At 67.8% G+C, this 25,940-nt stretch carries 29 protein-coding genes; 17 read left to right on the top strand and 12 right to left on the bottom strand.

Annotation, left to right across the window (positions count from 1 at the left end):
• Positions 1-5 precede the first annotated feature (5 nt).
• Positions 6-728 carry a dienelactone hydrolase family protein gene (locus tag AC1RTO_RS14180; protein ID WP_493161455.1) on the bottom strand — a complete coding sequence of 241 codons (723 nt, stop codon included), beginning with the start codon at positions 726-728 and terminating at the stop codon, positions 6-8.
• A 71-nt stretch (positions 729-799) separates the two neighbouring features.
• On the opposite strand from AC1RTO_RS14180, the gene AC1RTO_RS14175 reads away from it, so the two are divergent.
• The 7 genes from AC1RTO_RS14175 to AC1RTO_RS14145 are packed head-to-tail and all read left to right on the top strand — an operon-like array spanning position 800 to position 7,244.
• The gene (locus AC1RTO_RS14175) at positions 800-1,033 is read left to right on the top strand and encodes a DUF6489 family protein (RefSeq protein WP_493161454.1); all 234 of its coding nucleotides are present in this window, start codon (positions 800-802) and stop codon (positions 1,031-1,033) included.
• Entirely contained in the window at positions 1,033-2,307 is a 1,275-nt protein-coding gene (mnmE, locus tag AC1RTO_RS14170) for a tRNA uridine-5-carboxymethylaminomethyl(34) synthesis GTPase MnmE (protein WP_493161453.1), read from the top strand. The genes AC1RTO_RS14175 and mnmE overlap by 1 nt, the downstream gene beginning before the upstream one ends.
• Before the next feature lie 54 nt (positions 2,308-2,361).
• Complete coding sequence (mnmG, locus tag AC1RTO_RS14165; protein ID WP_493161452.1) at positions 2,362-4,197, top strand: tRNA uridine-5-carboxymethylaminomethyl(34) synthesis enzyme MnmG; 1,836 nt, start codon at positions 2,362-2,364, stop codon at positions 4,195-4,197.
• The gene (gene rsmG, locus AC1RTO_RS14160; protein WP_493161451.1) at positions 4,194-4,811 is read left to right on the top strand and encodes a 16S rRNA (guanine(527)-N(7))-methyltransferase RsmG; all 618 of its coding nucleotides are present in this window, start codon (positions 4,194-4,196) and stop codon (positions 4,809-4,811) included. The genes mnmG and rsmG overlap by 4 nt, the downstream gene beginning before the upstream one ends.
• Positions 4,808-5,590, top strand: coding sequence for a ParA family protein (locus tag AC1RTO_RS14155; protein ID WP_293875935.1), 783 nt, complete (start codon positions 4,808-4,810; stop codon positions 5,588-5,590). Before rsmG ends, AC1RTO_RS14155 begins: the two co-directional genes overlap by 4 nt.
• A complete protein-coding gene (locus AC1RTO_RS14150; protein ID WP_493161450.1) occupies positions 5,587-6,498 on the top strand; it encodes a ParB/RepB/Spo0J family partition protein in 912 nt (303 codons plus the stop codon). Before AC1RTO_RS14155 ends, AC1RTO_RS14150 begins: the two co-directional genes overlap by 4 nt.
• Positions 6,498-7,244: a dienelactone hydrolase family protein gene (locus AC1RTO_RS14145; RefSeq protein ID WP_493161449.1), complete on the top strand. Its 747-nt coding sequence runs from the start codon at positions 6,498-6,500 to the stop codon at positions 7,242-7,244. Before AC1RTO_RS14150 ends, AC1RTO_RS14145 begins: the two co-directional genes overlap by 1 nt.
• 2 nt (positions 7,245-7,246) lie before the next feature.
• On the opposite strand, the gene holA is transcribed toward AC1RTO_RS14145, so the two are convergent.
• The 4 genes from holA to AC1RTO_RS14125 are packed head-to-tail and all read right to left on the bottom strand — an operon-like array spanning position 7,247 to position 11,728.
• Entirely contained in the window at positions 7,247-8,266 is a 1,020-nt protein-coding gene (holA, locus tag AC1RTO_RS14140; RefSeq protein WP_493161448.1) for a DNA polymerase III subunit delta, read from the bottom strand.
• Positions 8,263-8,766, bottom strand: a complete 504-nt coding sequence (gene lptE / locus AC1RTO_RS14135; protein WP_493161447.1) for an LPS assembly lipoprotein LptE — start codon at positions 8,764-8,766, stop codon at positions 8,263-8,265. Before lptE ends, holA begins: the two co-directional genes overlap by 4 nt.
• Positions 8,763-11,276: a leucine--tRNA ligase gene (gene leuS, locus AC1RTO_RS14130; protein ID WP_493161446.1), complete on the bottom strand. Its 2,514-nt coding sequence runs from the start codon at positions 11,274-11,276 to the stop codon at positions 8,763-8,765. The genes lptE and leuS overlap by 4 nt, the downstream gene beginning before the upstream one ends.
• Positions 11,277-11,284: 8 nt before the next feature.
• The gene (locus AC1RTO_RS14125) at positions 11,285-11,728 is read right to left on the bottom strand and encodes a DUF3576 domain-containing protein (RefSeq protein WP_254288074.1); all 444 of its coding nucleotides are present in this window, start codon (positions 11,726-11,728) and stop codon (positions 11,285-11,287) included.
• A gap of 261 nt (positions 11,729-11,989) precedes the next feature.
• Here AC1RTO_RS14125 and AC1RTO_RS14120 point away from each other — a divergent pair, with 261 nt between their 5' ends.
• Positions 11,990-12,670, top strand: a complete 681-nt coding sequence (locus tag AC1RTO_RS14120; RefSeq protein ID WP_493161608.1) for a hypothetical protein — start codon at positions 11,990-11,992, stop codon at positions 12,668-12,670.
• A gap of 164 nt (positions 12,671-12,834) precedes the next feature.
• On the opposite strand, the gene AC1RTO_RS14115 is transcribed toward AC1RTO_RS14120, so the two are convergent.
• Positions 12,835-13,359, bottom strand: a complete 525-nt coding sequence (locus tag AC1RTO_RS14115) for a thiamine phosphate synthase (protein WP_493161445.1) — start codon at positions 13,357-13,359, stop codon at positions 12,835-12,837.
• A 21-nt stretch (positions 13,360-13,380) separates the two neighbouring features.
• Between AC1RTO_RS14115 and AC1RTO_RS14110 the strand changes: the two genes are divergently transcribed.
• Together AC1RTO_RS14110 and AC1RTO_RS14105 are read left to right on the top strand one after the other, a co-directional pair.
• Positions 13,381-14,049 carry a YggS family pyridoxal phosphate-dependent enzyme gene (locus tag AC1RTO_RS14110; protein WP_493161444.1) on the top strand — a complete coding sequence of 223 codons (669 nt, stop codon included), beginning with the start codon at positions 13,381-13,383 and terminating at the stop codon, positions 14,047-14,049.
• Positions 14,046-14,711 carry an HAD family hydrolase gene (locus AC1RTO_RS14105; RefSeq protein ID WP_493161443.1) on the top strand — a complete coding sequence of 222 codons (666 nt, stop codon included), beginning with the start codon at positions 14,046-14,048 and terminating at the stop codon, positions 14,709-14,711. The genes AC1RTO_RS14110 and AC1RTO_RS14105 overlap by 4 nt, the downstream gene beginning before the upstream one ends.
• A gap of 25 nt (positions 14,712-14,736) precedes the next feature.
• Here AC1RTO_RS14105 and AC1RTO_RS14100 read toward each other — a convergent pair whose 3' ends face one another.
• Positions 14,737-15,333 (bottom strand): ankyrin repeat domain-containing protein, encoded by a 597-nt coding sequence (locus tag AC1RTO_RS14100; RefSeq protein ID WP_493161442.1) that lies wholly within the window; start codon positions 15,331-15,333, stop codon positions 14,737-14,739.
• Positions 15,334-15,395: 62 nt separating this feature from the next.
• Between AC1RTO_RS14100 and AC1RTO_RS14095 the strand changes: the two genes are divergently transcribed.
• The 3 genes from AC1RTO_RS14095 to AC1RTO_RS14085 are packed head-to-tail and all read left to right on the top strand — an operon-like array spanning position 15,396 to position 17,101.
• On the top strand, positions 15,396-15,992 hold the full coding sequence (locus AC1RTO_RS14095) for an SCO family protein (RefSeq protein WP_493161441.1): 597 nt from the start codon (positions 15,396-15,398) through the stop codon (positions 15,990-15,992).
• Positions 15,993-16,001: 9 nt separating this feature from the next.
• A complete protein-coding gene (locus tag AC1RTO_RS14090; RefSeq protein ID WP_493161440.1) occupies positions 16,002-16,430 on the top strand; it encodes a YcgN family cysteine cluster protein in 429 nt (142 codons plus the stop codon).
• Positions 16,427-17,101 (top strand): M48 family metallopeptidase, encoded by a 675-nt coding sequence (locus AC1RTO_RS14085; RefSeq protein ID WP_493161439.1) that lies wholly within the window; start codon positions 16,427-16,429, stop codon positions 17,099-17,101. Before AC1RTO_RS14090 ends, AC1RTO_RS14085 begins: the two co-directional genes overlap by 4 nt.
• Here the strand turns inward: AC1RTO_RS14085 and AC1RTO_RS14080 are convergent.
• The 5 genes from AC1RTO_RS14080 to AC1RTO_RS14060 form a co-directional block, all read right to left on the bottom strand.
• A complete protein-coding gene (locus AC1RTO_RS14080) occupies positions 17,077-19,263 on the bottom strand; it encodes a transglycosylase domain-containing protein (protein ID WP_493161438.1) in 2,187 nt (728 codons plus the stop codon). The two genes, AC1RTO_RS14085 and AC1RTO_RS14080, sit on opposite strands and share 25 nt — an antisense overlap.
• A gap of 125 nt (positions 19,264-19,388) precedes the next feature.
• On the bottom strand, positions 19,389-19,784 hold the full coding sequence (msrB, locus tag AC1RTO_RS14075; RefSeq protein ID WP_293875949.1) for a peptide-methionine (R)-S-oxide reductase MsrB: 396 nt from the start codon (positions 19,782-19,784) through the stop codon (positions 19,389-19,391).
• Between the two features lie 38 nt (positions 19,785-19,822).
• A complete protein-coding gene (locus AC1RTO_RS14070; RefSeq protein WP_493161437.1) occupies positions 19,823-20,905 on the bottom strand; it encodes an NAD(P)/FAD-dependent oxidoreductase in 1,083 nt (360 codons plus the stop codon).
• Positions 20,884-21,573: a methyltransferase domain-containing protein gene (locus AC1RTO_RS14065; protein WP_493161436.1), complete on the bottom strand. Its 690-nt coding sequence runs from the start codon at positions 21,571-21,573 to the stop codon at positions 20,884-20,886. The genes AC1RTO_RS14070 and AC1RTO_RS14065 overlap by 22 nt, the downstream gene beginning before the upstream one ends.
• Positions 21,570-22,637, bottom strand: coding sequence for a type III polyketide synthase (locus tag AC1RTO_RS14060; RefSeq protein ID WP_493161607.1), 1,068 nt, complete (start codon positions 22,635-22,637; stop codon positions 21,570-21,572). The genes AC1RTO_RS14065 and AC1RTO_RS14060 overlap by 4 nt, the downstream gene beginning before the upstream one ends.
• 233 nt (positions 22,638-22,870) lie before the next feature.
• Between AC1RTO_RS14060 and AC1RTO_RS14055 the strand changes: the two genes are divergently transcribed.
• The 4 genes from AC1RTO_RS14055 to AC1RTO_RS14040 all read left to right on the top strand — a co-directional run bounded on the left by AC1RTO_RS14055 (position 22,871) and on the right by AC1RTO_RS14040 (position 25,787).
• Positions 22,871-23,338: a hypothetical protein gene (locus AC1RTO_RS14055; RefSeq protein WP_493161435.1), complete on the top strand. Its 468-nt coding sequence runs from the start codon at positions 22,871-22,873 to the stop codon at positions 23,336-23,338.
• A gap of 101 nt (positions 23,339-23,439) precedes the next feature.
• Positions 23,440-24,795 carry a tyrosine-type recombinase/integrase gene (locus tag AC1RTO_RS14050; protein WP_493161434.1) on the top strand — a complete coding sequence of 452 codons (1,356 nt, stop codon included), beginning with the start codon at positions 23,440-23,442 and terminating at the stop codon, positions 24,793-24,795.
• Positions 24,792-25,496 carry a hypothetical protein gene (locus AC1RTO_RS14045; RefSeq protein ID WP_493161433.1) on the top strand — a complete coding sequence of 235 codons (705 nt, stop codon included), beginning with the start codon at positions 24,792-24,794 and terminating at the stop codon, positions 25,494-25,496. The genes AC1RTO_RS14050 and AC1RTO_RS14045 overlap by 4 nt, the downstream gene beginning before the upstream one ends.
• 123 nt (positions 25,497-25,619) lie before the next feature.
• A complete protein-coding gene (locus tag AC1RTO_RS14040; protein WP_493161432.1) occupies positions 25,620-25,787 on the top strand; it encodes a helix-turn-helix domain-containing protein in 168 nt (55 codons plus the stop codon).
• Positions 25,788-25,940 lie beyond the last annotated feature (153 nt).

Here is a 25,940-nt window from a genome sequence, read left to right as displayed (position 1 = left end):
GTCGATCAGCCGAGATGCTCGGCGAAGAAGGCCGCGGTACGGGCGTCCGCCTGCTCGGCAGCGGCATCGGAGCGCCGATCGCCGAACTCCGTCGCAAAGCCGTGATCCTCGCCCGGGTAATCGTACAGCGTCACCTTCGGATGGTCGTCGAGGCCGGCGTGCATCGCCGCCTGCGCCGCCTTGTCGACGAAATGGTCCTCCTCCGGCACATGGAGCAGCACCGGCCTGGCGATGGCATGCTTCTCGTCGAGCAGGCCGTCGATGCCCACGCCGTAATAGCCGACCGAGGCATCGACGTCGGTCCGCGCCGCGGTCATGAAGGCGAGGCGCCCGCCGAGGCAATAGCCGACGACGCCGACCTTGCTGACGAGGCCGGTGCCGGCAAGCGCGTCGTCGAGCATGCCGCGGGCGACGCGGATCGTCGCCTCGATATCGCGAATGCCGGCATTCTGGTCGAACTTCCCCATCAGCCCCAGCGCGTTTTGCATTTCCTCAGCCACATCAGGATCCAACTGCACCCCCGGGGCGATCGGCCAGAATAGGTCGGGGGCGATGGCGAGATAGCCGTCCGCCGCCAGCGAATCGCACTTGCTGCGGATACCGGCGTTCACACCGAATATCTCCTGGATGACGACGATCGCCGCTCTGGGGGCTCCGGCCGGTTCGGCGACATAGGCGTCGAACGTACCGTTGCCGTTGAGTGTCTCGATCTGGATGGTCTTGGCCATGGGGGTCCTCTCGCGCGTCGGAACGTACTGGGCTATGCAATGCGCGACAGGGCTGCTCAAGGGGCGATGCGATGAAGGTGACGGTAGATATCGATCTGACCCCGGAGGAGGCGCGTCGTGCGATGGGGCTGCCCGACCTCACGCCGCTGCACGAACGCTACATCGCATCGCTGCTTGAAACGATGAACGGGCAGGTCCGCCCGGAACTGCTCGAGAACATGATGAAAAGTTGGGCGCCGATGAGCGAGGCCGGTTTCGCCATGTGGCGGCAGATGTTCGAGCAGGCGACGAAAACGGGCAATTGATGGACACGATCTTCGCGCTGTCGAGCGGCGCGGCGCCGGCGGGGATCGGGGTTATACGGGTAAGCGGTCCGCAGGCGTTTGCGGCCGTGGCGCGCATCGCCGGATCGTTGCCGCCCGCGCGCAGCGCCCGGGTGCGGGCGTTGCGTAGCGATGGCGGCGCCTTGCTCGATCGCGCGCTGGTGCTGACCTTTCCCGGGACGACGACGGCGACGGGTGAGGATCTCGCCGAGCTGCATTGTCACGGCGGCCGCGCGGTGATCGCCGCAGTATTGGCGACGCTGGCGGTGCAGCCCGGGTTACGGCCCGCCGTTGCCGGCGAGTTTACCCGGCGCGCGCTTGCCAACGGCCGCATCGATCTCGCCGAGGCGTCGGGTCTTGCCGATCTGCTGTCCGCCGACACCGAGAGGCAAAGGGTCGCAGCGCTGGCGGCGGCCGAGGGCATCGTTAGCCAGCGCGTGCGCGGCTGGCTCGATCTACTGGCGATGCTGGCAGCGCTGACCGAAGCGCAGCTCGACTTTGCGGATGAAGACGATGTCGCCGCCGATGATGCCGCGCTCGCGTCGATCCGTGCAGGTAAAGTGGCGCTGGCCAACGATCTTCGCGCGGTGCTCGACAACCCCGCAGTCGAGCGGTTGCGCGACGGCGTGCATGTCGTTCTCGCTGGTCCGCCGAACAGCGGCAAGTCGACGCTGGTTAATTTGTTAAGCCAGCGCGAGCTCGCGATCGTGTCGCCGATCGCGGGAACAACGCGCGATCGGATCGAGGCGACGGTGACGCGCGCGGGGCTGGTCTATGTCCTCACTGATACCGCCGGGTTGACCGAGAGCGCCGATCCCGTCGAGCGGATCGGCGTGACGCGCGCCGAAGCGTCGGTCGCCCGCGCGGATATCCTGTTGTGGCTTGGAGACGACGAGCCGCCACGGCCCGGCGCGATCTGGGTGAGGGCGCGGGCGGACCAGGCGGGTCGCGCACCGGTGCCGGACGCGGAGGTCGCCGTCTCGCAGGGCGATCTAGCCAGTATTGAGCAGCTGTGGCGCATCATCGCCGATCGTGCCGAACACCTGATGCCGCGTGGCGACGCGCTTGCCTTTCGTGAAAGCGAACGGGACGCGTGCCGGCGAGCCCTGTCGACGCTCGACGAGAACGAAGATGACCCGCTCATCCTTGGTGAACAGCTGCGTCTTGCTACTCGCGCACTTGGGCAAATTCTGGGCATCGACGCGACAGAAGCGATGCTGGATACCTTGTTCGGAAGCTTCTGCATCGGCAAGTGATGTTCCACGTGGAACAGTTTTGACCTGACCGCGGCTCTCGCTTAGGCGCAAATTATGTATGACGTGATCGTCGTCGGCGGTGGCCATGCTGGCACCGAAGCCGCCGCAGCCGCCGCGAGGCGTGGAGCCAACACCCTGCTTATCAGCCACGGCCGCCGCCACATAGGCGCGATGTCGTGCAACCCCGCGATCGGCGGGCTGGGAAAGGGGCATATCGTACGCGAAGTCGACGCCTTCGATGGCCTCATAGGCCGTGCCGCCGATTCCGCGGCGATCCACTATCGCATGCTCAATCGCAGCAAGGGCGCGGCGGTGCACGGCCCCCGGGTGCAGGCTGACCGGCGGCTTTACGCCGGCGCGATCCAGCAAATGCTCGCAACCCAAACCTGCCTAACGATCGTTGAAGGCGACGTTGACGCGCTGGTGCTGACCGGCGACCGTGCGAAGGGGGTCGTGCTGGCAGACGGTAGCCACATCCACAGTCGGACAATCGTCCTTGCCACCGGCACTTTCCTGGGCGGACGAATGTTCCGCGGCAACGAACGGCATGAAGGCGGGCGGATCGGCGAGCGCCCGGCCCGCAAGCTCGCCGAGCAGCTTCGCGCGCTGGCGCTGCCACTGGAACGGCTCAAGACGGGGACGCCACCACGGCTCGACGGCCGCACGATCGACTGGGGTCGATTGGAGGAGCAGCCCTCCGATACCGACCCGTGGACAATGTCGCCGATGACCGGCGAGCGACTGTTGCCGCAGGTCGCTTGTGCGATCACCCGCACCAATGCCGCAACTCATGATGCCATCCGCAGCGGCCTCAACCGGTCGCCTTTATTTAGTGGGGCGATCGAGGGGCAGGGGCCCCGCTATTGCCCGTCGATCGAGGACAAGGTCCACCGCTTCGGCGACCGCGACGGCCATCAAGTTTTCCTCGAACCCGAGGGATTGGACGATGCGACCGTCTACCCGAACGGTCTATCCACCTCGCTGCCGACCGATGTCCAAGCGGCGATGATCCGCAGTATCGCTGGGCTCGAACGCGCCACGATCACAATGCCCGGCTATGCGGTCGAATACGACTACCTCGATCCGCGTGCGCTGGACGCGCGGCTAGCGCTCGCCGCGATCCCCGGTGTCTATTGCGCAGGGCAGCTAAACGGCACCACCGGATATGAAGAGGCCGCCGGGCAAGGACTGGTTGCCGGGCTGAACGCGGCAGCTGAGGCGTGTGATCTGGATCCCTGCGTACTCGATCGCGCGTCAAGCTACACCGGTGTGATGATCGACGATTTGGTGCTGCAGGGCGTGACGGAGCCGTATCGCATGCTCACCGCCCGTGCTGAATTCCGGCTGTCCCTCCGCGCTGACAATGCCGAAACCAGGCTGGGCGAGACGGCCGCGGGTCTGGGCTGTCTGGGAAGTAAACGAAAGGCCCACCAGCGCCGCCGGGAGGCGGAACGATCGCAGGTGAGAACGCTGCTGGCATCGGAACGCACTGCTTCGGATATGGCGAGAGCCGGCGTGCAGGTGGCCCAGGATGGCAGCCGGCGCAGTCTCTACGACTGGCTGCGGATGCCATCCGTGACGCTCGATCTGATCGCGCCGGAGGCGTTCGTGGTGGGGGAGCAGGCGGTGTTGGGTGAGATTGTTGAAGATGCGCGTTATGCGCCTTACCTGGAGCGGCAGGCCGACGAGGTGGCGCGGATGCGGCGGGAGGAGGCGGTGCCGCTCCCTGACGGACTGGACTATGCCGCGATACCGGGTCTTTCGAACGAGATGATCGATCGGCTGACCGCCGCACAGCCCGGGTCGCTGGGGGCTGCATCGCGGGTGCGCGGGGTCACGCCGGCAGCGCTGTCTGCCATCTATCTCTATGCACAACGGCGGGCAGCATGACCGAGGACGAAGCCAAGGCAGTGATCGCCGACCGGTTCGGCGAGCAGAAGACGGAGCGGGTGGCGGCATTCCTCGACCTCGTCCGCGATGAGAACGAACGGCAGAACCTCATCGCACCCTCCACGATTCCGACCATTTGGGTACGGCACGGCTTGGACTCGGCACAGCTATTGTTTCACGTGGAACAATCGATCGGCGCATGGCTGGACATCGGCACAGGCGGCGGTTTCCCCGGCATCGTTGTGGCGCTGTTGCGCGACGGACCGGTGACGATGGTCGAACCGCGGAAGAAGCGCGCGGACTTTCTGCACGATTGCGTCGACCGGTTGAGCATCGCCAATGCGGTTGTCCTCGCCAGCAAGGTCGAAGTGGTGAAAGGGCAGTTCGCGGTTATTTCAGCCCGCGCGGTCGCATCCGTCGAAAAGCTTTTGCAAGCGGCAGGCCATTGCGCCACACCGGGCACGCGGTGGATATTGCCTCGGGGGCGGATCGAGCCGGACCAGTTCGACATTCTCCGACATGACCGAACCCGATTGTTCCACGTGAAACACTCCGTGACCGATCCGGATTCTTCGATCCTGATCGTCGAGCGCAGCAGGGGACCTGCACGATGACGACTATTGCGGTGGCCAATCAGAAGGGCGGCGTCGGCAAGACGACGAGCGCGATCAATCTCGCCACGGCGCTGTCTGCCACCGGTAAGAGCGTGCTGCTGATAGATCTCGATCCGCAGGGCAACGCCTCGACCGGGCTCGGCGTCGGCCACGCACAGCGCGGTCGGTCGAGCTATCACGTCCTCGTCGGCGAGGCGGAGATCGCGGATGCGGTCATCACCACCCGCGTTCCCCGTCTCGACCTCGTGCCCGCGACGCAGGATCTGTCGGGCGCGGAGATCGAGCTGGTCGAGTTCGATCATCGCACCCACCGGCTCGACCGGGCGCTGGCGCAGGTGAAGGGTCGGTGGGACATCATCCTGATCGACTGCCCGCCGTCGCTCGGCCTGCTGACGATCAACGCCATGGTAGCCGCGGATAAGTTGCTCGTGCCGCTGCAATGCGAATTCTTCGCGCTGGAAGGGCTCTCGCAATTGCTGACCACGGTCGAGCGGATCCGCGAACGGTTCAATCCCGGCCTCGCCATCCTCGGCGTCGCGCTCACTATGTACGATCGCCGCAACCGGCTGACTGAACAGGTGTCGGCCGACGTGCGCGCGGTGCTAGGGCGGGTGGTGTTCGATACGGTCATCCCGCGCAACGTGCGGCTGTCCGAAGCACCAAGCCACGGACTACCGGCCTTGATCTACGATCACCGCTGCTCCGGCTCGCAGGCCTATATCGATCTCGCGCGCGAGTTGATCGCGCGCCTGCCGCAGACGACGGCGGTGGCGGCGTGAGCGATGCGTCGAAGCGGGCCGGTCGACCGGGCGGGCTCGGCCGCGGGCTGAGCGCGCTGCTCGGCGAGATGGCGAGCGAAGCCCCCGTCGCGCCGGGCGCGAAAGGCAGCGTCCCGACCGGCGTGCGCATGCTGCCGGTCAGCGCGCTGTCGCCGCATCCCGACCAGCCGCGCCGGCATTTCGACGATGCCCTGCTCGACGAGCTGGCGGCATCGATCGCGTCTCGCGGCCTGATCCAGCCGATCGTCGTTCGCCCGCACGGCCATGACTATCAGATCGTCGCCGGCGAACGCCGCTGGCGCGCGGCGCAACGCGCACGGTTGCACGAGGTACCGGTCGTCGTCCGCGACTTCGACGATGCGCAGACGCTCGAGATCGCGCTGATCGAGAACATCCAGCGTCAGGACCTCAATGCGATCGAAGAGGCGCAAGCCTATCAGCGGCTTGCCGGCGATTATGGCCATACGCAGGAGGCGCTGGCCAAGATCGTCCACAAATCGCGAAGCCATGTCGCCAACCTGTTGCGATTGTTGGAACTTCCGGCGGCAGTGCAGGATCGGGTGACCGACGGATCGCTGTCGATGGGGCATGCCCGCGCGCTGCTCGGCGCCCGGGACGTCGAGACACTGGCGGAGCAGGTGGTCGCGCGCGGCCTGTCGGTGCGCGAAACCGAAAAGCTCGCCAAGGGCGCCAAACCCGAACGGGCAGGGGGCGGTGGCAGCCGCCACCCCGCGCCCGCCGCGGCGCCGGATGCGGATATCGCCGCGCTGGAACGGCAATTGTCCGATCTGCTCGGCCTGCACGTCCGTGTCGCGCATAGCGAGAAGGGCGGCACATTGACGCTGACCTATGCGACGCTCGACCAGCTCGACATGGTCTGCCAGCGCCTGACCGGCGATACGATCTGATGATCCTGCGATCGGACGAACATGACGATCTGCCCGCGGTTGACGGCGTCATGCGGGTGCACTGGTTCCGCCCGGCGGACGCGGGCCGCTATCCAGGGCTGGTACTCTATTCGGAGATCTATCAGGTCACCGCGCCGATCCGGCGACTGGCGGCCTGGTTCGCAGGGCATGGCCATGTCGTCGCGGTGCCGGAGGTCTATCATGACTACGAGGCACCGGGGACGGTGCTGGCCTATGATACGGCAGGCACCGATCGCGGCAATGCGCTGAAGTTCGCCAAGCCGGTGGCGGCGTTCGATGCGGATGCCACGCGCACGCTGGATGCGCTGGCGGCCCATCCCGCATGCAACGGCCGGCTGGGGACGGTCGGCGTCTGCCTCGGCGGGCATCTCGCCTATCGGGCGGCGCTCGATCCGCGCGTCGCGGCGGCGGTGCTGTTCTATCCGACCAATATCCATTCCGGGACGTTGGGCGAGGGGCGGTCGGACGACAGCCTCGCCCGCATGGCCGAATTGCAGGCCGAAACCCTGTTCGTCTTCGGGCGGCAGGACCCGCATGTGCCTTTCGCCGGTCGTGAGGCGATCCGCGCGCGGCTAGAGGCGGTCGGCGCGACCTATGAATGGCATGAGGTCAACGCGCAGCATGCGTTTCTGCGCGACGAGGGTCCGCGGTACGATCCGGCGCTGTTCGCGGAGGCGACGGGCTGGGCGCTGTCGCTGTTCGCGCGGGTGTTGACGCCGCGCTGATCTCAGCCGCGGCGCTCGAGGCCGCGGGTCAGCTCGGTCAGCGCATGGTCGGCCAGCACGCTTCCGGCATTGCCGCTCGCCATCACCGCACGCTCGGCGTGGCGGACGCGCGTGAGGGCGGTGGACAGCATCGCCGGATTCCAGCGGCGCAACGCCTGCGCGATGCTCTGTTCCTCGCGGAAGAAGATGCGGTGGCGCTTGAAGACCGTATCCTGCGTCGCGCCCGCGTCAATTTCCGCCTTCATCTCGGCGAGCGTCATCAGCTTGCGGGCGAGCAGCCGCAGCCAGGGGATAGGGGAGGTGCCGGCCTCGCCCAATTTTGCGAGTTCGGCGCCGAGCATTGCGGTGTGGCCGGTAACGACCGCGTCGACGACCTGGCTCATCTCCGCCTCGCCCAGATCGGCACCGATCGCGTCGAGCGCGGCATCGTCCAGATCGTGCGGCCGATCCGGCGCGGCGTCGAGGAACAGCGCGAGCTTTTCGACCTCGCGCGCCAGCACCGCGCGATCGCCGCCGCAGGAGGCGGCCAGCCGTGCCGCGACGCTGCCGCCGGGGCGCAGGCCGTGGTCGCGTGCAATCCCGGCCGCGAGCCGTTCCAGATCGGCCACACTGGGCTCATAGGCCGCAAAGGCCATCGCCCGGCGCGAATCGATCGCCAGCTTGACGATCTTCGCCGTCGACTTGACCGTGGGGGCCAGCGCAACCACCGGGTTGCCGGCGTGTTCGGCGGCCAGCAGCGCGGTGAACGCTTCCAGACATTCCTCGCCGGCAGGGGAGACGCGGATATGCCGCGCGCCGCCGAACAGCGACAGGGAGGCGGCCTCGTCGGACAGGCGCGCCGGATCGGAACGCAAGACCGCGCCGTCGAGGTCGACGCGCTCCGCCTCCGGCCCCATCGCCTTGGCGAGGACACCGGCCAGTTCGGCGGTCGCGGACCCGTCGGGACCGTGGAGCAGATAGAGGCGGATGTCGGGGGAGGGGCGTTCGAGCGCGGACCGTATGTCGCGCGCATTGGCCTTCACCGCGGGGCCTCGGGGGTGCCGCGGCGCTGCACATAGAGTGCGAGGCGGGCGACGATCTGGTCGGCGACGATCCCCGCGAGCCGCTCCAGCGCGGTATTCTCCGCCGCGATCGTCGCATATTCCGACTGGACGACGTCGATCCCGGCATCCGACCCGGCGGTCGCATCGATCAGCACGCTGCCATCCGTCAGGCTCACCAACTGATAGCGCGCGCGCAGCGTGCGGCGTTCGCGGGTGATGCTGTCGTCGCGGCGGACGCCGAAGCCGGCGATCCGGTCGTCGAGCCGCACGTCGAGCCGGTATTGCGGCGTGCCGCTCGCCGCCAATCGGTCGCGGAGCGCGTTGCTCATCAGCCAGCCCGACTTGCCGTCGATCGGTGCGACCTCGACATTGGCGAGCGTGGCGGCGACCGCCCCGCCTGCGCCGCCGCCATAGAGCGGCTTGAGGCCACAGCCGGCGAGCGCCAGCACGAGCGGTGCGAGGAGCAGCAGGCGCCTCATGCGACGATATTCACCAGACGTCCGGGCACGACGATCACCTTCTTGGGGGCCTTGCCGTCCAGGATACGGACGATCTTGTCGGATGCCATCGCCAGCGCCTCGAGTTCTGCGCGCGACAGGTCCTTCGGCACGGTCAGCGTGTCGCGCAGCTTGCCGTTGACCTGGATCGCGATCGTCGCCTCGTCCTCGACCAGCAGCGTCGGATCGACCTGCGGCCAGGCGGCGTCGGCGATCAGGCCGTCGAGACCCCTGGCGGCCCATGCCTCCTCGGCGACGTGCGGCACCATCGGCGAGACGAGCAGCATCAGCGTGTGGATCGCGGTGCGGCGCGACGGCGAGGGCGCGGCGCGTTCGATCGCGGTGCAGAGTTCGTAGATCCGCGCCACCGCCTTGTTGAAGGCGAGCGCCTCGATATCCTGTTCGATAGCGAGGATCGTCTGGTGCAGCTTGCGGTCGAGCGCGGGGTCGTCGCCCCCCCCGGAACCCTCGGCGCCGGGTTCGGCATCGTCGCCGTCGAACAGCCGCCACAGCCGCTGGACGAAGCGCCATGCGCCCTCGATCCCCGATTCGCTCCACGGCAGGTCGCGTTCGGGCGGGGAATCGGATAGCATGAACCAGCGGGTCGCGTCGGCGCCGTATTGATCGACGATCGGTTCGGGATCGACGGTATTCTTCTTCGACTTCGACATCTTCTCGACGCGGCCGACCGTGATCGGGTTGCCCGTCGCGACCTCGATCCCGTCACGAACGTCGTCGGGCGACAGCCAGCGGTTGTCCGACGATTTGTACGTCTCGTGCGTCACCATGCCTTGTGTGAACAGGCCGGTGAACGGTTCGGCGATGTCGAGCAGGCCCAGATGCCGGAGCGCCCGCGTCCAGAAACGTGCGTAGAGCAGGTGGAGGATCGCATGCTCCACGCCGCCGATATACTGGCCGACCGGCAGCCAGCTTTCGGCGACGGCGCGGTCGAACGGCCGGTCCTTGGGCTGGCTGGCGAAGCGGATGAAATACCAGCTCGAATCCGCGAACGTGTCGAGCGTGTCGGTTTCGCGCACGGCGGGCTTGCCGCAGGACGGGCAATCGACATGCTTCCACGTCGGGTGGCGATCGAGCGGGTTGCCGGGCACGGCGAAGGACACGTCCTCCGGCAGCACGACCGGCAACTGTTCCTTGGGCACCGCGACCGCGCCACAATCGGCGCAGTGGACGATCGGGATCGGCGTTCCCCAATAGCGCTGGCGGCTGACGCCCCAGTCGCGCAGGCGGAACACGGTTGAGCCCTTGCCCCAGCCGCCCGCCTCGGCGCGGGTGATGACCGCGCGCTTGGCGTCCTCCACGTCCATGCCGTCGAGGAAATGCGAATTCACCAGCGCGCCGGGGCCGGTATAGGCCTCGTTGCCGGCGAAAACGGCATCGGTCGTGTCGCCGTCGGAGACGACGCGCTGCACGGCCAGCCCGTATTTGCGGGCGAAGTCTAGATCGCGCTGATCGTGCGCCGGCACGCCCATGACCGCGCCCGTGCCATAGTCCATCAGCACGAAGTTCGCGATGTAGATCGGCAACCGCCGGGTTGCGTCGAACGGATGCGCCGCGGTGAGGCCGGTGTCGAAGCCGAGCTTTTCCTGCGTCTCCAGCTCGGCCGCGGTGGTGCCGCCCTGCTTGCAGAGCGCGATGAAGGCGGCGACCTCGGGACGGTCGGCGATGCCTTGCGCGATCGGGTGATCGGCGGCGACCGCGACGAAGCTGGCGCCGAAGATCGTGTCGGGCCGGGTCGAGAAGACCTCGACCCGCCCGCCCTCCGAGACGTCGAAGCCGAAGGTGAGGCCCTGGCTCTTGCCGATCCAGTTCTCCTGCATCAGCTTGACCTTGTCCGGCCAGTGTTCGAGCGCGCCGAGCCCCTCGATCAGTTCGTCGGCGAAGTCGGTGATCTTGAGGAACCACTGGCTGAGCTTGCGCTTCTCGACCAGCGCGCCCGATCGCCAGCCGCGGCCGTCGATCACCTGTTCGTTGGCGAGCACGGTCATGTCGACCGGGTCCCAGTTGACCGCCGATTCCTTGCGATAGACCAGCCCGGCGGCGAACATGTCGAGGAACAGCGCCTGTTCGTGGCCGTAATAATCGGGCTTGCACGTTGCCAACTCGCGCGACCAGTCGAGCGCGAAGCCGAGGCGCTTCAGCTGCGCCTTCATCGTCTCGATGTTGGCGAGCGTCCAAGTGCCGGGGTGGACGCCCTTCTCCATCGCCGCATTCTCGGCGGGCATGCCGAACGCGTCCCAACCCATCGGGTGGAGCACCTCGTAGCCGCGCATCCGGCGGAACCGCGCCAGCACGTCGCCCATCGTATAGTTGCGGACATGGCCCATGTGGATGCGCCCCGAAGGATAGGGGAACATCTCCAGCACGTAGGTCTGCGGCTTGCCGCTATGGTCGCGGGCGGCAAAGGTCTGGCGATCGTCCCAGACCTTCTGCCAGGTCTGGTCCGCCTTCAGCGCGTTGAAACGCGTAACCATAATGGCGCTTATCCGGCGATCGAGGCGCGGCGCAGGTCGCGGGCGCGGGTGAGGATGACGTCCTCGAGCTTCTGCGTGGTGGCGGCGGCAACGGGAGCGGACACCCACTGGCCGCCGCGGTTGACCTCGCGCAGCGCTGCGACGCGCACCGCATCGGCGCGCAGGTCCTGGTCGAGGATCGACACGGTGACCTTCATCCGCTCGGATGGGACCTGCGGATTGACGTACCAGTCGGTGACGATGACGCCGCCGTTGGAATCGGTCTGCACCAGCGGCATGAACGACAGGGTGTCGAGGCTGGCGCGCCACAGATAGGCGTTGACGCCGATCGTCGTGACCTTGGAGGCGGCGAGGTCGGTCTTGGCGACAGCATTGCCGCCGCGGCCGCCGCAGGCGGCGAGCGGCAGGGCGATGGCGGCGACCATGAGGGCGGTGCGCAACGAGCGGATCATGGGCGAAACTGTCCTGCGATAAAAAGGGCGCTCTCGCTCTATAGATGCGGGGGGGCACCCGCAAGCGACGCTTGGCGGCGGCGAATGGTGGCGCGACGTTCCAGAATCTGTGTGCCTATTGCAACAGTCGGACAAAATGATGCGTCGGGCAGCAACGCTTCCATATTGGCACGGGCCGGAATCGTGTTAGGCGCGTTGCAGCGGGAGTCGAGGGGACTGCTAGTGTTTGCCAAGCGTGCCGTGGGGCGTGCAGTGACTGTGATGATGGCGGGAGCGCTGGTCGCTACCGGCGTCGTCGTCGCGCCTGCCTTCGGTGCAAGCGAACGCGCACAACCGGCCAAGCGGGCGATCACGTCGCGCTTCGCCGGATCGTTCACGCCGGCGGCCGCCGATCCGCGCCTCGCCGCGGCGATTGCCCGTGGCGGCCTCGACGGCGCCGATTTCCGCTTCACGCCTGCAGAGGCCCGCGACAAGCGCGCTGTGACCGTTGCGGTCCGCGCCCGGACCAACCGCACGGCGCTGGTCGATGCCAGCCGCACCGGCGCTTCGGCGACGCCGACCGTCGGCATCCAGCCGATCGCCTATAACCTGGGCGTGTCGGTGGGCTGGAAGCGCTTCGCCGTATCCGGCGCGGTCAACCGTGTCGATCTCGGTCCGATCCCGGGTAGCCGCGAATCGACCGATGTCGCGCTCAGCTATCGCACCGGACGCGCAAGCAGCCGCATCGTCGCGGTCGCCGATCGCCCGCTCGAGAACACGCCGAAGCTGACGCAGGAACTGCCGAGCTATTCGGTCGACGTCAGCAGCTCCTATTCGCTGACCCGCAACCTCGATGTCACCGCGGGCATGCGCTATCGCTCCGATCGCGAGCGGCTGGCGCGGCTCGACGACACCCGGCGCGACAGCCAGTCGGTCTACGTCGGCACCGCCTTCCGCTTCTGATCCGGCGGATCGCCGGCCGCTCCGGGCAGATCGACATTCAGACGATGACGTGCCGAAAACGGTCGCTTCGCGTGACCCGGAGCGCAGCGTACTGCCGGCACGTGAGTACCGGAACCATGTGAAACCGCCATTTGCAGGCCGTGAGGGCTGAATATCGATCGGTCCTAGCGGCGGGTGACGACCAGCCCGTCGATCGCGGCCCAGCCGGCGAAGCCATAGCGGCGCAATCGCAGCCAGCGTTTCGCGGTCATGCCCCCCAGGGCGATGGCCTGGGCCCGTAGCCCGCAGGCGATCGGCAACGCCCTGCGCACTCCCAGCGGCGTCGCACCGACGTGCGATCGCGTCGAGAACAACGGCGATACGAACAGCCATGTCGCGCCCGCCCGCATCGCCGTCATCGCCTCACGACGATCGTGCGCCGCATGGGTCAAGGCGCGTCGGCCGTTATGCGCCCCGGCCCCCGGCAGGCCGCCTGCGACGCTGATCCGCAGGCCGCGCGCCTGCGCCAGCCGCCGCACGCGCAGGAACAGCCGATGCCGCTCCGCGCGCGGCAGGTCGTAATGGCGGAACACCACGCCCGCCCCGGGCGGCAGCGCCAGTAGGCTCGGCAGCAGCGCGTCGCCGATCCGCGTATCGGTCATCAGCCAGGCGTGGCGGCGGGGCGCGCAATTGCGGTTCAGATTGGCCACCGGCTCGCTATAGCGGCGCGCATGATCGCTGCCACTCCCCCGACCCCGCTCGACGCCGTCACCGCCGTCATCGCCCACGCTGCCCGTATCGCCGGTCGCGAACCCGCCGGGGTGACGCTGATCGCGGTGTCGAAGACGCATCCGGCCGAGGCGATCGTGCCGCTGCTGGCGGCGGGCCAGCGCGTGTTCGGCGAGAACCGGGTGCAGGAGGCGGCGACGAAATGGCCGGCGCTGCGCGAGTCCTATCCCGATGCGACGCTCCACCTGATCGGCCAGTTGCAGTCGAACAAGGCGGACGAGGCGGTCGCCCTGTTCGACGCGATCCACGCGGTCGACCGCGCGTCGCTGGTCGATGCGCTCGCCGCCGCGATGGCGAAGGCGGGGCGCCGGCCCGATTGCTTCCTGCAGGTCAATATCGGCGCCGAAGCGCAGAAGGGCGGCTGTCCGATCGCGGACCTGCCGGCATTGCTCGATCGCGCGCGCGCCGCGGACCTGCCGGTTGCCGGGCTGATGTGCATCCCGCCCGCCGACCTCGAACCCGCACCCTATTTTGCCTTGCTCGCGAAGCTGGCGCGCGACGCCGGGCTGACCGGGCTCAGCATGGGCATGTCGTCGGATTACGAGACTGCGGTGACGCTAGGCGCAACGCATGTGCGCGTCGGCAGCGCGCTGTTCGGAGCGCGGGCATGAGGTTTCGCGGGCTGCTCTTCGATTTCGACGGCGTGCTGATCGAGAGCGAATATGCCGGCAATCGCCAGATCGCCGAATGGCTGACCGCGGCGGGGCATCTGACCACGCCGGAGGATTCGATGGCCAATTTCATGGGGCTGGCCGGCGCCGACTTTCGCGCGGCGATCGAGCGCTGGATCGGCGGCCCGCTGCCGGCCGGGTTCGAGGCGGCGCGCGAGGCGGAGGATGCGCGCGCGATGGCGGCGGGGATCGATGCGGTGTCGGGCGCGGCGGCGTTCGTCCGCGCATTGCCCGCCGACCTGCCGCGCGCGGTGGTGTCGTCCAGTCCGACGCGCTGGATCCGGCGGCATCTGGAGCATATCGGGCTGGACGACGCGTTCGGCGACCATATCTACAGCGGCCGCGAGCATGTCGAAAAGGGCAAGCCCGCCCCCGACCTCTACTGGCACGGGGCGCGGGCGTTGGGGGTCGACATCGCCGATTGCGCGATCATCGAGGACTCGCCGGTCGGCGCAACCGGGGCGGTGGCCTCCGGCGGCTATGTCATCGGCCTGTGCGCGGGCACGCATTGCGGCATCGGCCATGATGCGCGGCTGCTGACGATCGGCGTCGACGCGGTCGCGACGGACTTCGCGGCGGTGGCGCGGCTGGTCGGGATCTGAAGCGCCCCGACCCACCGCCGGCGGTTCAGAACTTCGGGCCGGACACCTGCACGCGCACCTTCTTGGGGGCATCCTTGAACAGTGCGACCATCACCGGGTTGCGCGAATCGCGCAGCGCATAGTCGCGTGCCGACAGGCCGGCCATATTGTCGGTCTGGTCGGGATCGGCCCCCTTGGCGATCAGCGTCCGCGCGATCGCCTCGTTGCGGGCGTTGACCGCGAGGATCAGCGCGCTCTGGCCCGAGGAATTGGCGAGGTTCGGGTTCGCTTTGTAGGTCAGCAGCAGGTCGACGAGATCCTCGCGCCCTGCCATCGCCGCCAGCATCAGCGGGGTGTTGCCCTTGGCGTCGCGGATGTTCGGATCGGCTTTGTGCTGCAGCAGATACTGGACGTACATGCTGCCCGAATGGCCGACCAGAATGTGGAGCGCACCCTTGCCGGTCGTCACCGCCTTGGTGTTGATGATCGTGCTGCCCGGCGTCTCGATCATCGTGGTGACGGCCTTGCCGTCCTCCTTCTCGATCGCGGAGAGGAATTTGTAGCTTTCCGACTGCTGCTGCGCCGCCGCCGGCACCGCGAGCGTGACGAGAGCGAGGGCGGAGAGGAGGTGCGGGCGGATCATGGACGGTCCCTCAAAGACGAAACTTGCAGCCCTGTCGGTAACAGATCACAGCTGGCGCGGTCATGAACATTCTGCGCCTCGTCCCGTTCGCCGTCCCCGTCACCATCGCTGCTGCGCTCACCGCCTGCCAGCCCGCCGCGACCGAAACGCCGCCGCTGGCGGGTGCGAAGATCGGCGGCCCGTTCACGCTGACCGACCAGGACGGCCGCACCGTCACCGACCGCGATTTCGCCGGCCGCTACCGGATCATGTATTTCGGCTATACCTTCTGCCCCGACGTCTGCCCGACCGATGCGGCGGCGATCGGCAAGGGGCTGGCGATGCTCGACGCGAGCGATCCCGCACTCGCCAAACGCATCGCGCCGGTCTTCGTCAGCGTCGATCCCGACCGCGACACACCCGCGGTGTTGAAGACTTTCGTCGCCAGCTTCCACCCGCGCATGGTCGGGCTGACCGGCACGCCGGCGCAGATCGCCACGATATCGAAGGCCTATGGGGTGTTCGCGGGGAAGGGCGACCCGCAGCCCGGCGGCGGCTATCTGGTGAACCACAGCCGCACCAGCTATTTGATGGACCCGGACGGCAAGCCGCTCGCGCTGCTGCCGTCGGACAAGGGGCCGCAGGCGGTGGCGGACGAGATCAGGCGCTGGGCGAAATGACGACATACCATGGTTAGATTCTGGGAGCTGCCGATCGAGCAGCTCGACCGCGGCCAGTGGGAAGCGCTGTGCGACGGCTGCGGCAAATGCTGCATCCACAAGCTGGAGGACGAGGACACGGGCGAGGTGGTGGCGACCAACGTCGCCTGCCGCCTGCTCGACCGGCGCAGCGGCTTCTGTTCGGACTATAAGAATCGCCGCGCCTATGTGCCGGAATGCGTGCGGCTGACCGCGGGCAACGTGCGCGGGATCGACTGGCTGCCGTCGACCTGCGCCTATCGCCTGCGCGCCGCGGGCGAGCCGTTGCGCGACTGGCATTACCTCATCAGCGGCGACCGGGAATCGGTGCACACCGCCGGCATCTCGGTGCGAGGCTGGACGGTCAGCGAGGACGACGTCGGCGACCTCGAAAACCATATCGTCGACCGCGAATTGTGAGCGCGCCGTTCGAGGTCGTCCGCCATCCGACCGCGCGGCGCATCCGGCTGTCGCTCGATCCGGCGAGCGGCGTCGCGCGGCTGGTGGTGCCGCGGCGCGCGGCGCTGAAGCCGGCGCTTGCCTGGGCGCAGGGCAAGGTCGAATGGATCGCCGAACAGCGTGCCCGCCTGCCCCAGCCGCGCCCCTATGGGCCGGGCATGGTGCTGACCGTCGCCGACCGCTCGCTGACGATCGTCTGGGAACCGGGCAGCCGGCGGCGGGTCGAGCTGGTCGGCGAGACGCTGTCGCTATCCGGGCCGCTCGATACGCTGCCGCGGCGCGTCGAGACGTGGCTGAAGCGGCAGGCGCTCGATCGGCTCGTCGCGGAAACCGCCGTTTATGCCGCCAAGGCGGGCGTGATCGTCAGCAAGGTCGCGATCGGCGATGCGCGCGGGCGCTGGGGCAGTTGCGCGCATGACGGCGTCATCCGTTACAGCTGGCGACTGATCCTCGCGCCCGGCTGGGTGCTGCGCGCGACGGTGGCGCATGAAGTCGCGCATCGCGTCCACATGAACCATGCGCCTGCGTTTCACGCGCTGGTCGAGCGGCTGTACGGCAGCGATCCGGCCCCGGCGCGCGCCTGGCTGCGCACGCACGGGGCGGGGCTTCACTGGATCGGGCGATCGTCCTGAACCGGCCGCGGCAGCGGCTGGCGGACTGGCGCATTCGGATCGCGGCGGTCGTCGCGCGCTAGCGGCTGGCGGCCCGGGACCGCTGGGTCGCGCCGATCGTCCCGACGTTCCTCCCGGCGATCGGTGCCGGGCTGGTCGCGGCCGGTGACGCGATCGATCAGATCGTCGAGCTGCTGTTGCGGCTGGGCGGCGGGGGCGGGCGGCGCGCCGGTGTCGTCCTGCAGTTGCTGTTCCTCGTCGCGCGACTGTTGCGGGATCGGATTGCCGTCCTCGTCCACCATCATCCCGCCATTGTCGGGCTGGCCGAAATAGCTCTCCTCGTCCGGCTCCAGCTGCCATTCGGGCAGTGTCACCTGCGTCTCGAACTGTTCGATCGGGCGGCTGGCGGTGGCGGGCTTCATGAACGCGGCGAAGGCGCGGGCCGGGGCGGTGCCGCCGTGCAGGCCGCTGATCGGGCGCGCATCGTCGCGGCCCATCCACACGCCGGTGGTGAGGCCGCTGGAAAAGCCGAGGAACCAGCCGTCCTTGGAGGAACTGGTGGTGCCGGTCTTGCCTGCTACCGGGCGGCCGATCTGCGCGGCGCGACCGGTGCCGGTGTTGACCGCGGTCTGGAGCAGGTCGGTCATCTGCGCCGCGACATAGGGCGCGACAAGCACGCGGCTGCGATCGACCTCGTGCGTGTAGATCGTCTGGCCGTTCGCGGTGACCTTGGTGATGCCATAGGGCGTGATCGCCACGCCCTTGTTGGCGACGCTGGCGAAGGCGCGGGTCATGTCGATCAGGCGGACGTCGGAGGTGCCGAGCACCATCGAGGGGTGCGTGTTGACCGGCGTGGTGATACCGAAGCGACGCGCCATGTCGGCGACTGTGGTGAAGCCCACCTCCTGCCCCAGCTTGGCGGCGACGGTGTTAAGAGAATAGGCGAAGGCGGTGCGCAGCGTCACCGATCCGGAATTGCGCCGCGAATCATTGCGCGGGCTCCAGCCGTCGATCGTCACCGGCTCGTCGACCACCGTATCCTCGGGCTTGTGCCCCGCCTCCAGCGCCGCGAGATACACGAACAACTTGAATGCCGACCCCGGCTGCCGCTGCGCCTGCGTCGCGCGGTTGTAGATCGAGGACACGTAATCCTTACCGCCGACCATCGCCTTCACCGCGCCGTCGCGGTCGAGGCTGACCAGCGCCCCCTGCGCGCCCGCCGGCGCATTGGCGCGGACCGCGGCATCGGCGTCGCGCTGCATGCCGAGGTCGAGGGTCGTCCAGACGTCGAGCGGCGCCTCGGTCTCGTCGATCAGCGTATCGAGCTGCGGCAGCGCCCAGTCGGTAAAATAGCGCGCGCTGTTCTGGCGCGGTTCGGGCGCCAGCTCCAGCGACCGGGGGTTGGCATCGTCGGCCTGTCCCTGCGTGATCGCGCCATAGCGGACCATCGAATCGAGCACGACGCCCGCGCGGCCGACCGCGGCCTGCGCATCGGCGGTCGGCGAATAATTGGACGGCGCCTTGACCAGCCCGGCGATGACCGCCGCCTCGGCGAGGCTCAGCCGTTCGGCGCCATGGCCGAAGAACTTGCGGCTGGCGGCGTCGATGCCATAGGCGCCGCCGCCGTAATAGACCTTGTTCAAGTAAAGTTCGAGCACCTGTTCCTTGCTGAACTTGCGCTCCAGCGCGAGCGCGAGGATCCATTCACGGAACTTGCGGCCGAACTTCTTCTGGTTGTTGAGGAAGACGTTGCGCGCCAGCTGCTGGGTGATCGTCGATCCGCCCTGGATCCAGCGTCCGCGTTCGTAGCGGACCATCACCGAGCGCGCGATGCCGAGCGGGTCGACGCCGGGATGGCTGTAGAAACGGCGATCCTCAACCGCGACGGTGGCGTCACGCATCACCCGCGGGATCTGGCCATAGGCCAGCCATTCGCCATAGCTCGGCCCCATCGACACGATCACGCTGCCGTCGGCGGCATGGACGCGGATCATCTGGCCGTTGGGCGAGGATTTGAGCTCGTCGAAGCTCGGCAGCTGGGACCGCGCCACATAGACGGCGATGGCGAGCGCGCCGAGCGCAAGGACGCCGAGGCCGATCAGGATCTGGAGGGTGACGACGATCCGCCGACGCCAAGGCGAGCGGCGAACGGGAGCGGAGCGGGGGGTACGCGCACGGGCCATGAAGACCGTGGCGATTACCGGTTAACCGCGCCCGCTACAAGCGGTGGCCGCGTCACGTCCTGCGCGACGTCCGTGTCCGTCCCGCCCGCCCCGCACCGGCCGGAGCGGGCAGCCCGCGGGCGCCCTTACTTGCGGGCGTGGAACTCCAGCGCGATCGAATTCATGCAATAGCGCAGGCCGGTCGGAGGCGGGCCGTCGGGGAAGACATGACCCATATGGCTGTCGCAGCGGGCACAGCGCGTTTCCGTCCGCGTCATGCCGTGGCTGGTATCGGTATGATCCGCGACGCGGTCGGCCGCGACCGGCTGGGTGAAGCTCGGCCAGCCCGACCCGCTGTCGTATTTGTCGGCGCTGTCGAACAGCTCGAGATGGCAGGCGGCGCAGGCATAGGTGCCGTCCGCCTTGTTGTCGGTGAGCGCGCCGGCAAAGGCGCGTTCGGTCCCCGCTTCGCGCAGGACATGATATTGCGCCGGCGTAAGCCGCTTGCGCCACTCGGTTTCCGAAAGGTTCAGCTGATCCATAAGGCCAATCTTGGGAGGGGAGGGGGCTGCGTCAACCATCATGGGGTCATTCTGGTCGCATGGGCCATGACCTGGATCAGTCGCGCCGGCATCATCGCCACGACGGGCGCCGACCAGCGGCTCTCGGCGATGGCGCGCACCGCGCCCGCGACCGCCATCGGCCGGGCGAGACGGCGCGCGAACCGCGCCTGCCACTCCGCCGCCGCGGCCGGACCGCCGTCGCGCCACGCCTCGGCGGCGTCGATGCCGCTTGCCAGTGCGATGCCCATGCCCTCGCCCGCCAGGCTAGGGATGACGCCCGCCTGGTCGCCGAGCCGGAACAGCCCGGGGGTGCCGCTGCGCTGGCGCCAGCCATAAGGGACGTTGGCGATCGCATCGACGGGCGCGTCGGCGGCGAGATGCGCGACCCGATCGCCGAACCGGGGCAGCTCGCACCCCAGTGCCGCAAGCAGGTCTGCCGGGGTGCCGGCATCGTGCAGCCGCGACCGGTGCACCGCCATGCACAGATTGGCGCTGCCGTCCTCCTGCAGCGCAATCCCCGCATAGCCCGATTCGAACAGGTGCAACTCGATCCGCCCGGCGAGCAGGCGGCGCAGCGCCGGGGCGGGGGCCAGACGGACGCGGATGCCGAGCGTCGGATCGGGCCCGCGCGCCGTGGCCGGGCGCGCGAGGCCGCGCAGGTCGTGCTTGCCGGTAGCGAGGAACAGCGCCTCCGCGGCGATCGCGGCACCGTCGGCGAGATGTGCGGTCAGCCCCTCGACATGGCGGACGGTGACGCCGGTCTCGATCGCTGCACCGCTGCGCCGCGCCGCGTCGCGCAGCAGCGTGTCGAGCCGCCGCCGCGAGACGCCGAGCGCCGGCCGCGGCAGCGCGGCTTCGCGGATGCGGCCGCGGGCGAAGATCGTCACCTGAGTCAGCCGGTCGCGGTTGAGCGCGTCGGTATCGACGCCCAGCGCCGCGATCCGTTCGAGCGTCCGCCAGCTGACGAACCCTCCACATAGCGCATCGGCGTCGGGATGGCGCTCGAACAGCAACGGCCGCGCACCCGCCGCGGCCAGCCGGATCGCGGCCGCCGACCCTGCCGGGCCGCCGCCGACGATCAGCGCAGCCGTTCGACGCATAGCCGGAACGGAAAGGCGCGGAACACCCGCGCGTCGGTGACGCCCGCCGCGGCGAGCAGCGGCGGCCATTCGGCGGGGCGATAGGAGCGCGCGATCGACAGCCTGCCGTCATGGCGCACAATCGGATGCCAGCGCGCAAGCGTGGCGAGCAGCGGAAAGCCGGCATGCGCGAAACGGTGGCGGTGCAGATCGTTGACCAGCCAGCCGCGCGCCGCCTCCGCCTCCATGAACCGCAAGAAAGCGACGAGCTGCGCCTGCGTCATGTGATGCGCGACCAGGCTGGAGACGATCGCATCCCAGCCGCCGCCGGCCAGCTCGGCATAATCGCCGGTCCGCCACGTGATCGCGGTGCCGGGCGGCGTGTGCGCACGCGCCGCCGCCTCGCTGCGCGGATTGAGGTCGATCCCGGTGAGCTCCGCCGCGATGCCGCGCCGCGCCGCCCAGCGCGCGATCCGGCGCAGCATGTCGCCATCGCCATAGCCGACGTCGAGTAGCCGCAGCGCCGTCCGTCCACGCGTCACCCGGTCGAGGAACGCCAGCGTCGGTCGTGCCGCCAGCGTCACGACGTTGACGCGGGCGAGGTCGGCGACGACCGCGGCATAGGTGTCCGCGGGCAGGTCGTCCGCATCCATCAGTTCCTCGGCCTGCGCCCGCGTCGCCAGCGTCATGCCACGAATCGCAGGTGGAGCCCTTCGGCGGCGAGGCCAGGTCCGAAGGCGAGCGCGACGCCGGCGTGCGCGGCGGGCGGATCGGTGAGCAGGCGCGCGAGCACGAACATCAGCGTCGCCGACGACATGTTGCCATTGTCGGCGAGCACGCCGCGCGACGCCGCGAGCGCATCGGCAGGCAGGGCGAGCGCGGATTGCACCGCATCGAGGATCGAACGACCGCCGGCATGGACCGCCCAGAACAGGTCGGCGGGCGGCGTGCCGCCGGTGATCGTGGCGACGAAGCCGGGCTCGGCCAGCGCAGTGCCGATCCGTGCCGGCACCGCACCGTCCAGATGCATCGCAAAGCCGGTGTCGGTGATCGTCCAGCGGATCAGCGCCGCGCTGTCGGGCAGGTTGGCGGCGAACGGACGGCCGAGCGCGATGCCGGTCGCGTCCGCGCTAACCAGTGCCGCCGCAGCGCCGTCGCCGAACTGCAGCATCGCCAGCAATGGTTCGACCGCATCCTCCTGCTGCAGGTGCAGCGACGACAGTTCGACCGTCACCACCAGCACCCGCGCCGCCGGGTCCGACCGGACGATATGCCGGGCGCTGCGCAGCGCCACGATCGCCGCGTAACAGCCCATGAAGCCGATCAGCAGGCGTTCCACGGCGGACGACAGTCCCAGCCGCGCGGCGATGATCTGGTCGATCCCGGGGGCGACGAAGCCGGTGCAGCTCGCGACCACCAGATGGGTGATGCCGTCGAGGCCGACCTGTTCGCCCAGCGCATCGATCGCCGCCAGTGCCAGCCCCGGCGCCGCATCGGCATAGATCGCCATGCGCGCGGCGGTGCCCGGCATGCCGTCGGCGTAGAAGCCGCCCGCCTCCACCGCGCTTGCCCCGCCGACGCCGGGCAGCACCGACCAGCGATGCGCGATCCCGGCGCGCGCGGCCATCCGCGCGAACAGCGGCCGCGCCCGGTCGTCCACCCGGTCGCTCGCCCAGGCGATGAAGGCGTGGTGCACGTCATGGGGCGGCACGGCGGTGCCGACGGCATTCAGATGAGCGATGTCGGCGGGCAGCAGCCTGGTCCTTCCGGTCCGCGGGGCAGGTCCGCGGGATATGGGAGGATGAGCAACGTTCGACGACCTGACAAGGATGCAGCAGAGGACGCAGCACGGGATGCCGCAGGCACGGCGCGGGCGATGGGGCCGCACCGGATAGGACCAAAGCTGCCATATACCCGATATGCTTGTGTTTTTCGCCAACCGAATGATAAGTTCGCCGCCGCCAACGACGCGACGGGGAATGCGACGTGCCCAATGAGTCCATTGCCGGTCTGGTCAAGGACCTCACTACGCAACTCTCTGCCATTGCCGTTGAATTCGGATCGCGCGCCGATCGGCTGACGCTGGAGCCGGACGCCGGCGTGCCGATGGGCACGGCGACGCTCGATCCGCGCGAACTCGCCAAGCAGCTGCTCGCGCAGCGGATGGCGCGGTTCGATCACTTTCCCGCCGAACTGTTCCACGAGCCCGCCTGGGACATGCTGCTCGCGCTGTTCGTCGCGCAGGAAGAGCGGCGAACGATGAACGTCAAGACGCTGGTCGCCAGTGCGCATGCACCGGTGACGACGTCGCAGCGCTGGATCGACCACCTCCACAAGCTGAAGCTGATCGACAGGGTCATCGACCCCATCGACCGCCGGCGCATGGAAATCTCGCTGAGCGATCAGGGCTGTACCGCGGTGACCGCCTATCTGCGTCGGCTCGGCGCCGCCTGACGCCGGTCGGGCCCCTGCGCCCGGAGGAGGCGCGGTAGCGGATGATCCGTTCCGACTGAAAAAGTGGTGCGGCCGAGATGCATCTAACTTGATGTTCGTAGTTGTTCGCTGCTGATCGTTCAGCCCACGCTGTTCCCTCGGCGTTCTGGAATATCGTTCCGCTATTGTTCGTTGACGTTCGCCACCAACCGCGCAAGAGTGTGGGAATGAAAGGTGGGAAAGATACACTCCGATTGTCGGCGCCAGCGGTTCGCAATGCCGCGCCTGGTCGGCATCACGACGGGCAGGGGCTGTACCTGTACGTGTCCCCCACCGGTGCACGCTCTTGGGTGCTGCGCATCCAGAAAGAAGGCAAGCGTCAGGACGTCGGGCTAGGCACGGCCGACATCTCGCCGCGTTCCGTCGGGAAGGGTGAGGTATCGCCAATAGAAATCCCGCTGATGAACCGTCGGCTGCTGACCCTTAGTGAGGCGCGTGAGAAGGCCCGCATGCTGCGCGAGGCGACCAAGGCCGGCCTTGATCCCATCTTCGAGCGTGACCGTGAGCGACGCAGCATCCCCAAATTCCGTGACGCGGCCAAGGACGCGCACGCTGCGTGGAAAGATGGACGGAAAGAGAAAGATGCAGCGACGTTCCTCCGATCGCTGGAGCTGCACGCATTCCCTATTATCGGTGATCACCGTGTCGACGTGATCACCGCGAGCGACATCAGCAAGGTTCTGGAGCCGATCTGGACCAGCAAGCCGGACATGGGCCGCAAGGTACGACAGCGGATTGGCCGGGTGCTCAACTTCGCTCATGCGAAAGGGTGGCGACCGACCGAGGCACCGGTCAAATCGGTGACCGCTTCCCTCCCGCGGCAGCCGAAGGGCGGCAACTATAAGGCTATGCCCTACACCGACGTCCCGAAGTTTGTGGCTGTCCTTAGCGGTAAGGCTCAGACCTATGGGCGACGCGTCACGCTTTTTCAGTTGCTTACCGCGGTTCGGCCAGGCGAGGCGAGGGGTGCACGCTGGGGACAGATTGACATCCCCGCTCGGGAATGGCGCATCCCAGCCGACATGATGAAGGGTGGCGTGGCGCATACCGTCACCCTGAACTCTGCGGCGGTGACCCTACTGGAGCGGATGCAGGCGGAGCGGACGGTCAAGCCAGACGATCTGGTATTCCCTGGCCGACAAGGGGGGCTGCTCTCGGATATGACCATGAACAAAATGCTGCGTGACGCTGGGTTCCGATACGACTCGCATGGCTTCCGCAGCTCGTTTCGAGATTGGGCCGCCGAGCGAATGAGCCATATCCCTGATGCGGTGGCCGAGGCGGCGCTGGCGCATGTCGTGCCGGAGAAGGTGGTGCGCGCCTACAAGCGAACGAACTTCATCGAGATGCGGAGAACCTTGTTGGAAGCTTGGGGGAGCTTTGTGATCAACGGAAAGGCGATGGAGCAGATCGCATGACGCAAGATCGCACCATCACTGAGGACGAGGCACTCGAAGACGTCTCCACCTTTTTTTACATGAAGGAGCATTTCGAAGCTCGGACTGCGGCACCCGCGGAATGGCGTCGATTAGAGGCCCGCAAGCTACTCGCCCATACTCTCGATATATCCGCGCTGATGTGTGGTCCTGAGGTGCTCACCCTTGCCTACGGCACTGCCTCGTCTGATGATCGGAAGGATCACCTGCTAGCCTTGGCTGATCGTCTACATTGGCCTGCTCAGCTGTTTGCCGGCATCATGCCGAACGCGCGTCAGGACAGCTTCGAGGCTTTGGCCGACGAGTGCGAGTCCATCGCTCGGGGCGACGCACCCGTCCTGACTGCGAAGCTGCCGGGATACCGAAAAAAGGTGAGGCTGCTTGTCGCCAAGTTTCGAGCTAATCGTTGGAACGCGTACCTAGATGGATTGGGCATCGCGACCGTCGATAGGCACTCGGCTCTAGCGGACGCATTCGGACAGGAATGGGATACAATGTCGCGTTGGACGAGCGATGCCATCGCGACTTGGGGGGCCAAACCGATCAACGATCGCCTCCGTATGGATTGCTATCATGGGTCTGAAGACCTTCGCCGCGTAGGCGTCGTTGGTGATGCACACTGGCGATCAGCGGTGACCAGATCCGGCCGGATATTTAAACGGCAAGCGGGCTACGCGGCGTAGTCCGATGGGAGTGGTGATTTCCGCCCGGACGAGATTGCCAGATTGAGTCCTTGGATTTCCCGCGAAAGAACGCGCTAATTCGCTGTCGCCCGCTGGCCACCGCCAGCATTCAGGAGCGACAAAATGGAACCCCTCACGGTTACAGTAGATGGAGCGAAAAAGGTTCTAGGCCTTGGCCATACCAAGATCTACGAACTGATTGGTGCTGGAAAACTCCAGACGGTCAAGATCGGCCGCCGCACCTTGGTGAAGACCGACAGCATCCGCGCCCTTGTGGATCAGGCCGCTTGAACGCTGATGGCTACAGCAAAGGTTGCGCTTCGGCCTGAAAACGAAGCACCCCGCAGGTCCGGCAAGACCGTACGGGGTACCGCGAATTACGTCAGCAACAGCAGTAACGTAGATAGCACCACATCTCTCCGCCTGCAACGACTTCGGCTGCTT

The organism is Sphingomonas sp. GW821-FHT10F09 (genome assembly GCF_058809195.1).
This window is presented reverse-complemented; position numbering and strand designations above follow the sequence as displayed.

What these genes read in the sequence shown, in the direction of transcription:
- AC1RTO_RS14100 (WP_493161442.1), bottom strand. Translation starts at nt 15,333, where the DNA reads ATGATCCGCCCGCACCTCCTCTCCGCCCTCGCTCTCGTCACGCTCGCG.
- AC1RTO_RS14120 (WP_493161608.1), top strand. Translation starts at nt 11,990, where the DNA reads ATGATGGCGGGAGCGCTGGTCGCTACCGGCGTCGTCGTCGCGCCTGCC.
- AC1RTO_RS14045 (WP_493161433.1), top strand. Translation starts at nt 24,792, where the DNA reads ATGACGCAAGATCGCACCATCACTGAGGACGAGGCACTCGAAGACGTC.
- AC1RTO_RS14065 (WP_493161436.1), bottom strand. Translation starts at nt 21,573, where the DNA reads ATGACGCTGGCGACGCGGGCGCAGGCCGAGGAACTGATGGATGCGGAC.
- AC1RTO_RS14070 (WP_493161437.1), bottom strand. Translation starts at nt 20,905, where the DNA reads ATGCGTCGAACGGCTGCGCTGATCGTCGGCGGCGGCCCGGCAGGGTCG.
- AC1RTO_RS14125 (WP_254288074.1), bottom strand. Translation starts at nt 11,728, where the DNA reads ATGATCCGCTCGTTGCGCACCGCCCTCATGGTCGCCGCCATCGCCCTG.
- AC1RTO_RS14155 (WP_293875935.1), top strand. Translation starts at nt 4,808, where the DNA reads ATGACGACTATTGCGGTGGCCAATCAGAAGGGCGGCGTCGGCAAGACG.
- lptE (WP_493161447.1), bottom strand. Translation starts at nt 8,766, where the DNA reads ATGAGGCGCCTGCTGCTCCTCGCACCGCTCGTGCTGGCGCTCGCCGGC.
- AC1RTO_RS14095 (WP_493161441.1), top strand. Translation starts at nt 15,396, where the DNA reads ATGAACATTCTGCGCCTCGTCCCGTTCGCCGTCCCCGTCACCATCGCT.
- leuS (WP_493161446.1), bottom strand. Translation starts at nt 11,276, where the DNA reads ATGGTTACGCGTTTCAACGCGCTGAAGGCGGACCAGACCTGGCAGAAG.
- AC1RTO_RS14175 (WP_493161454.1), top strand. Translation starts at nt 800, where the DNA reads ATGAAGGTGACGGTAGATATCGATCTGACCCCGGAGGAGGCGCGTCGT.
- AC1RTO_RS14040 (WP_493161432.1), top strand. Translation starts at nt 25,620, where the DNA reads ATGGAACCCCTCACGGTTACAGTAGATGGAGCGAAAAAGGTTCTAGGC.
- rsmG (WP_493161451.1), top strand. Translation starts at nt 4,194, where the DNA reads ATGACCGAGGACGAAGCCAAGGCAGTGATCGCCGACCGGTTCGGCGAG.
- AC1RTO_RS14090 (WP_493161440.1), top strand. Translation starts at nt 16,002, where the DNA reads ATGGTTAGATTCTGGGAGCTGCCGATCGAGCAGCTCGACCGCGGCCAG.
- AC1RTO_RS14105 (WP_493161443.1), top strand. Translation starts at nt 14,046, where the DNA reads ATGAGGTTTCGCGGGCTGCTCTTCGATTTCGACGGCGTGCTGATCGAG.
- AC1RTO_RS14110 (WP_493161444.1), top strand. Translation starts at nt 13,381, where the DNA reads ATGATCGCTGCCACTCCCCCGACCCCGCTCGACGCCGTCACCGCCGTC.
- AC1RTO_RS14080 (WP_493161438.1), bottom strand. Translation starts at nt 19,263, where the DNA reads ATGGCCCGTGCGCGTACCCCCCGCTCCGCTCCCGTTCGCCGCTCGCCT.
- mnmE (WP_493161453.1), top strand. Translation starts at nt 1,033, where the DNA reads ATGGACACGATCTTCGCGCTGTCGAGCGGCGCGGCGCCGGCGGGGATC.
- AC1RTO_RS14145 (WP_493161449.1), top strand. Translation starts at nt 6,498, where the DNA reads ATGATCCTGCGATCGGACGAACATGACGATCTGCCCGCGGTTGACGGC.
- msrB (WP_293875949.1), bottom strand. Translation starts at nt 19,784, where the DNA reads ATGGATCAGCTGAACCTTTCGGAAACCGAGTGGCGCAAGCGGCTTACG.
- mnmG (WP_493161452.1), top strand. Translation starts at nt 2,362, where the DNA reads ATGTATGACGTGATCGTCGTCGGCGGTGGCCATGCTGGCACCGAAGCC.
- AC1RTO_RS14180 (WP_493161455.1), bottom strand. Translation starts at nt 728, where the DNA reads ATGGCCAAGACCATCCAGATCGAGACACTCAACGGCAACGGTACGTTC.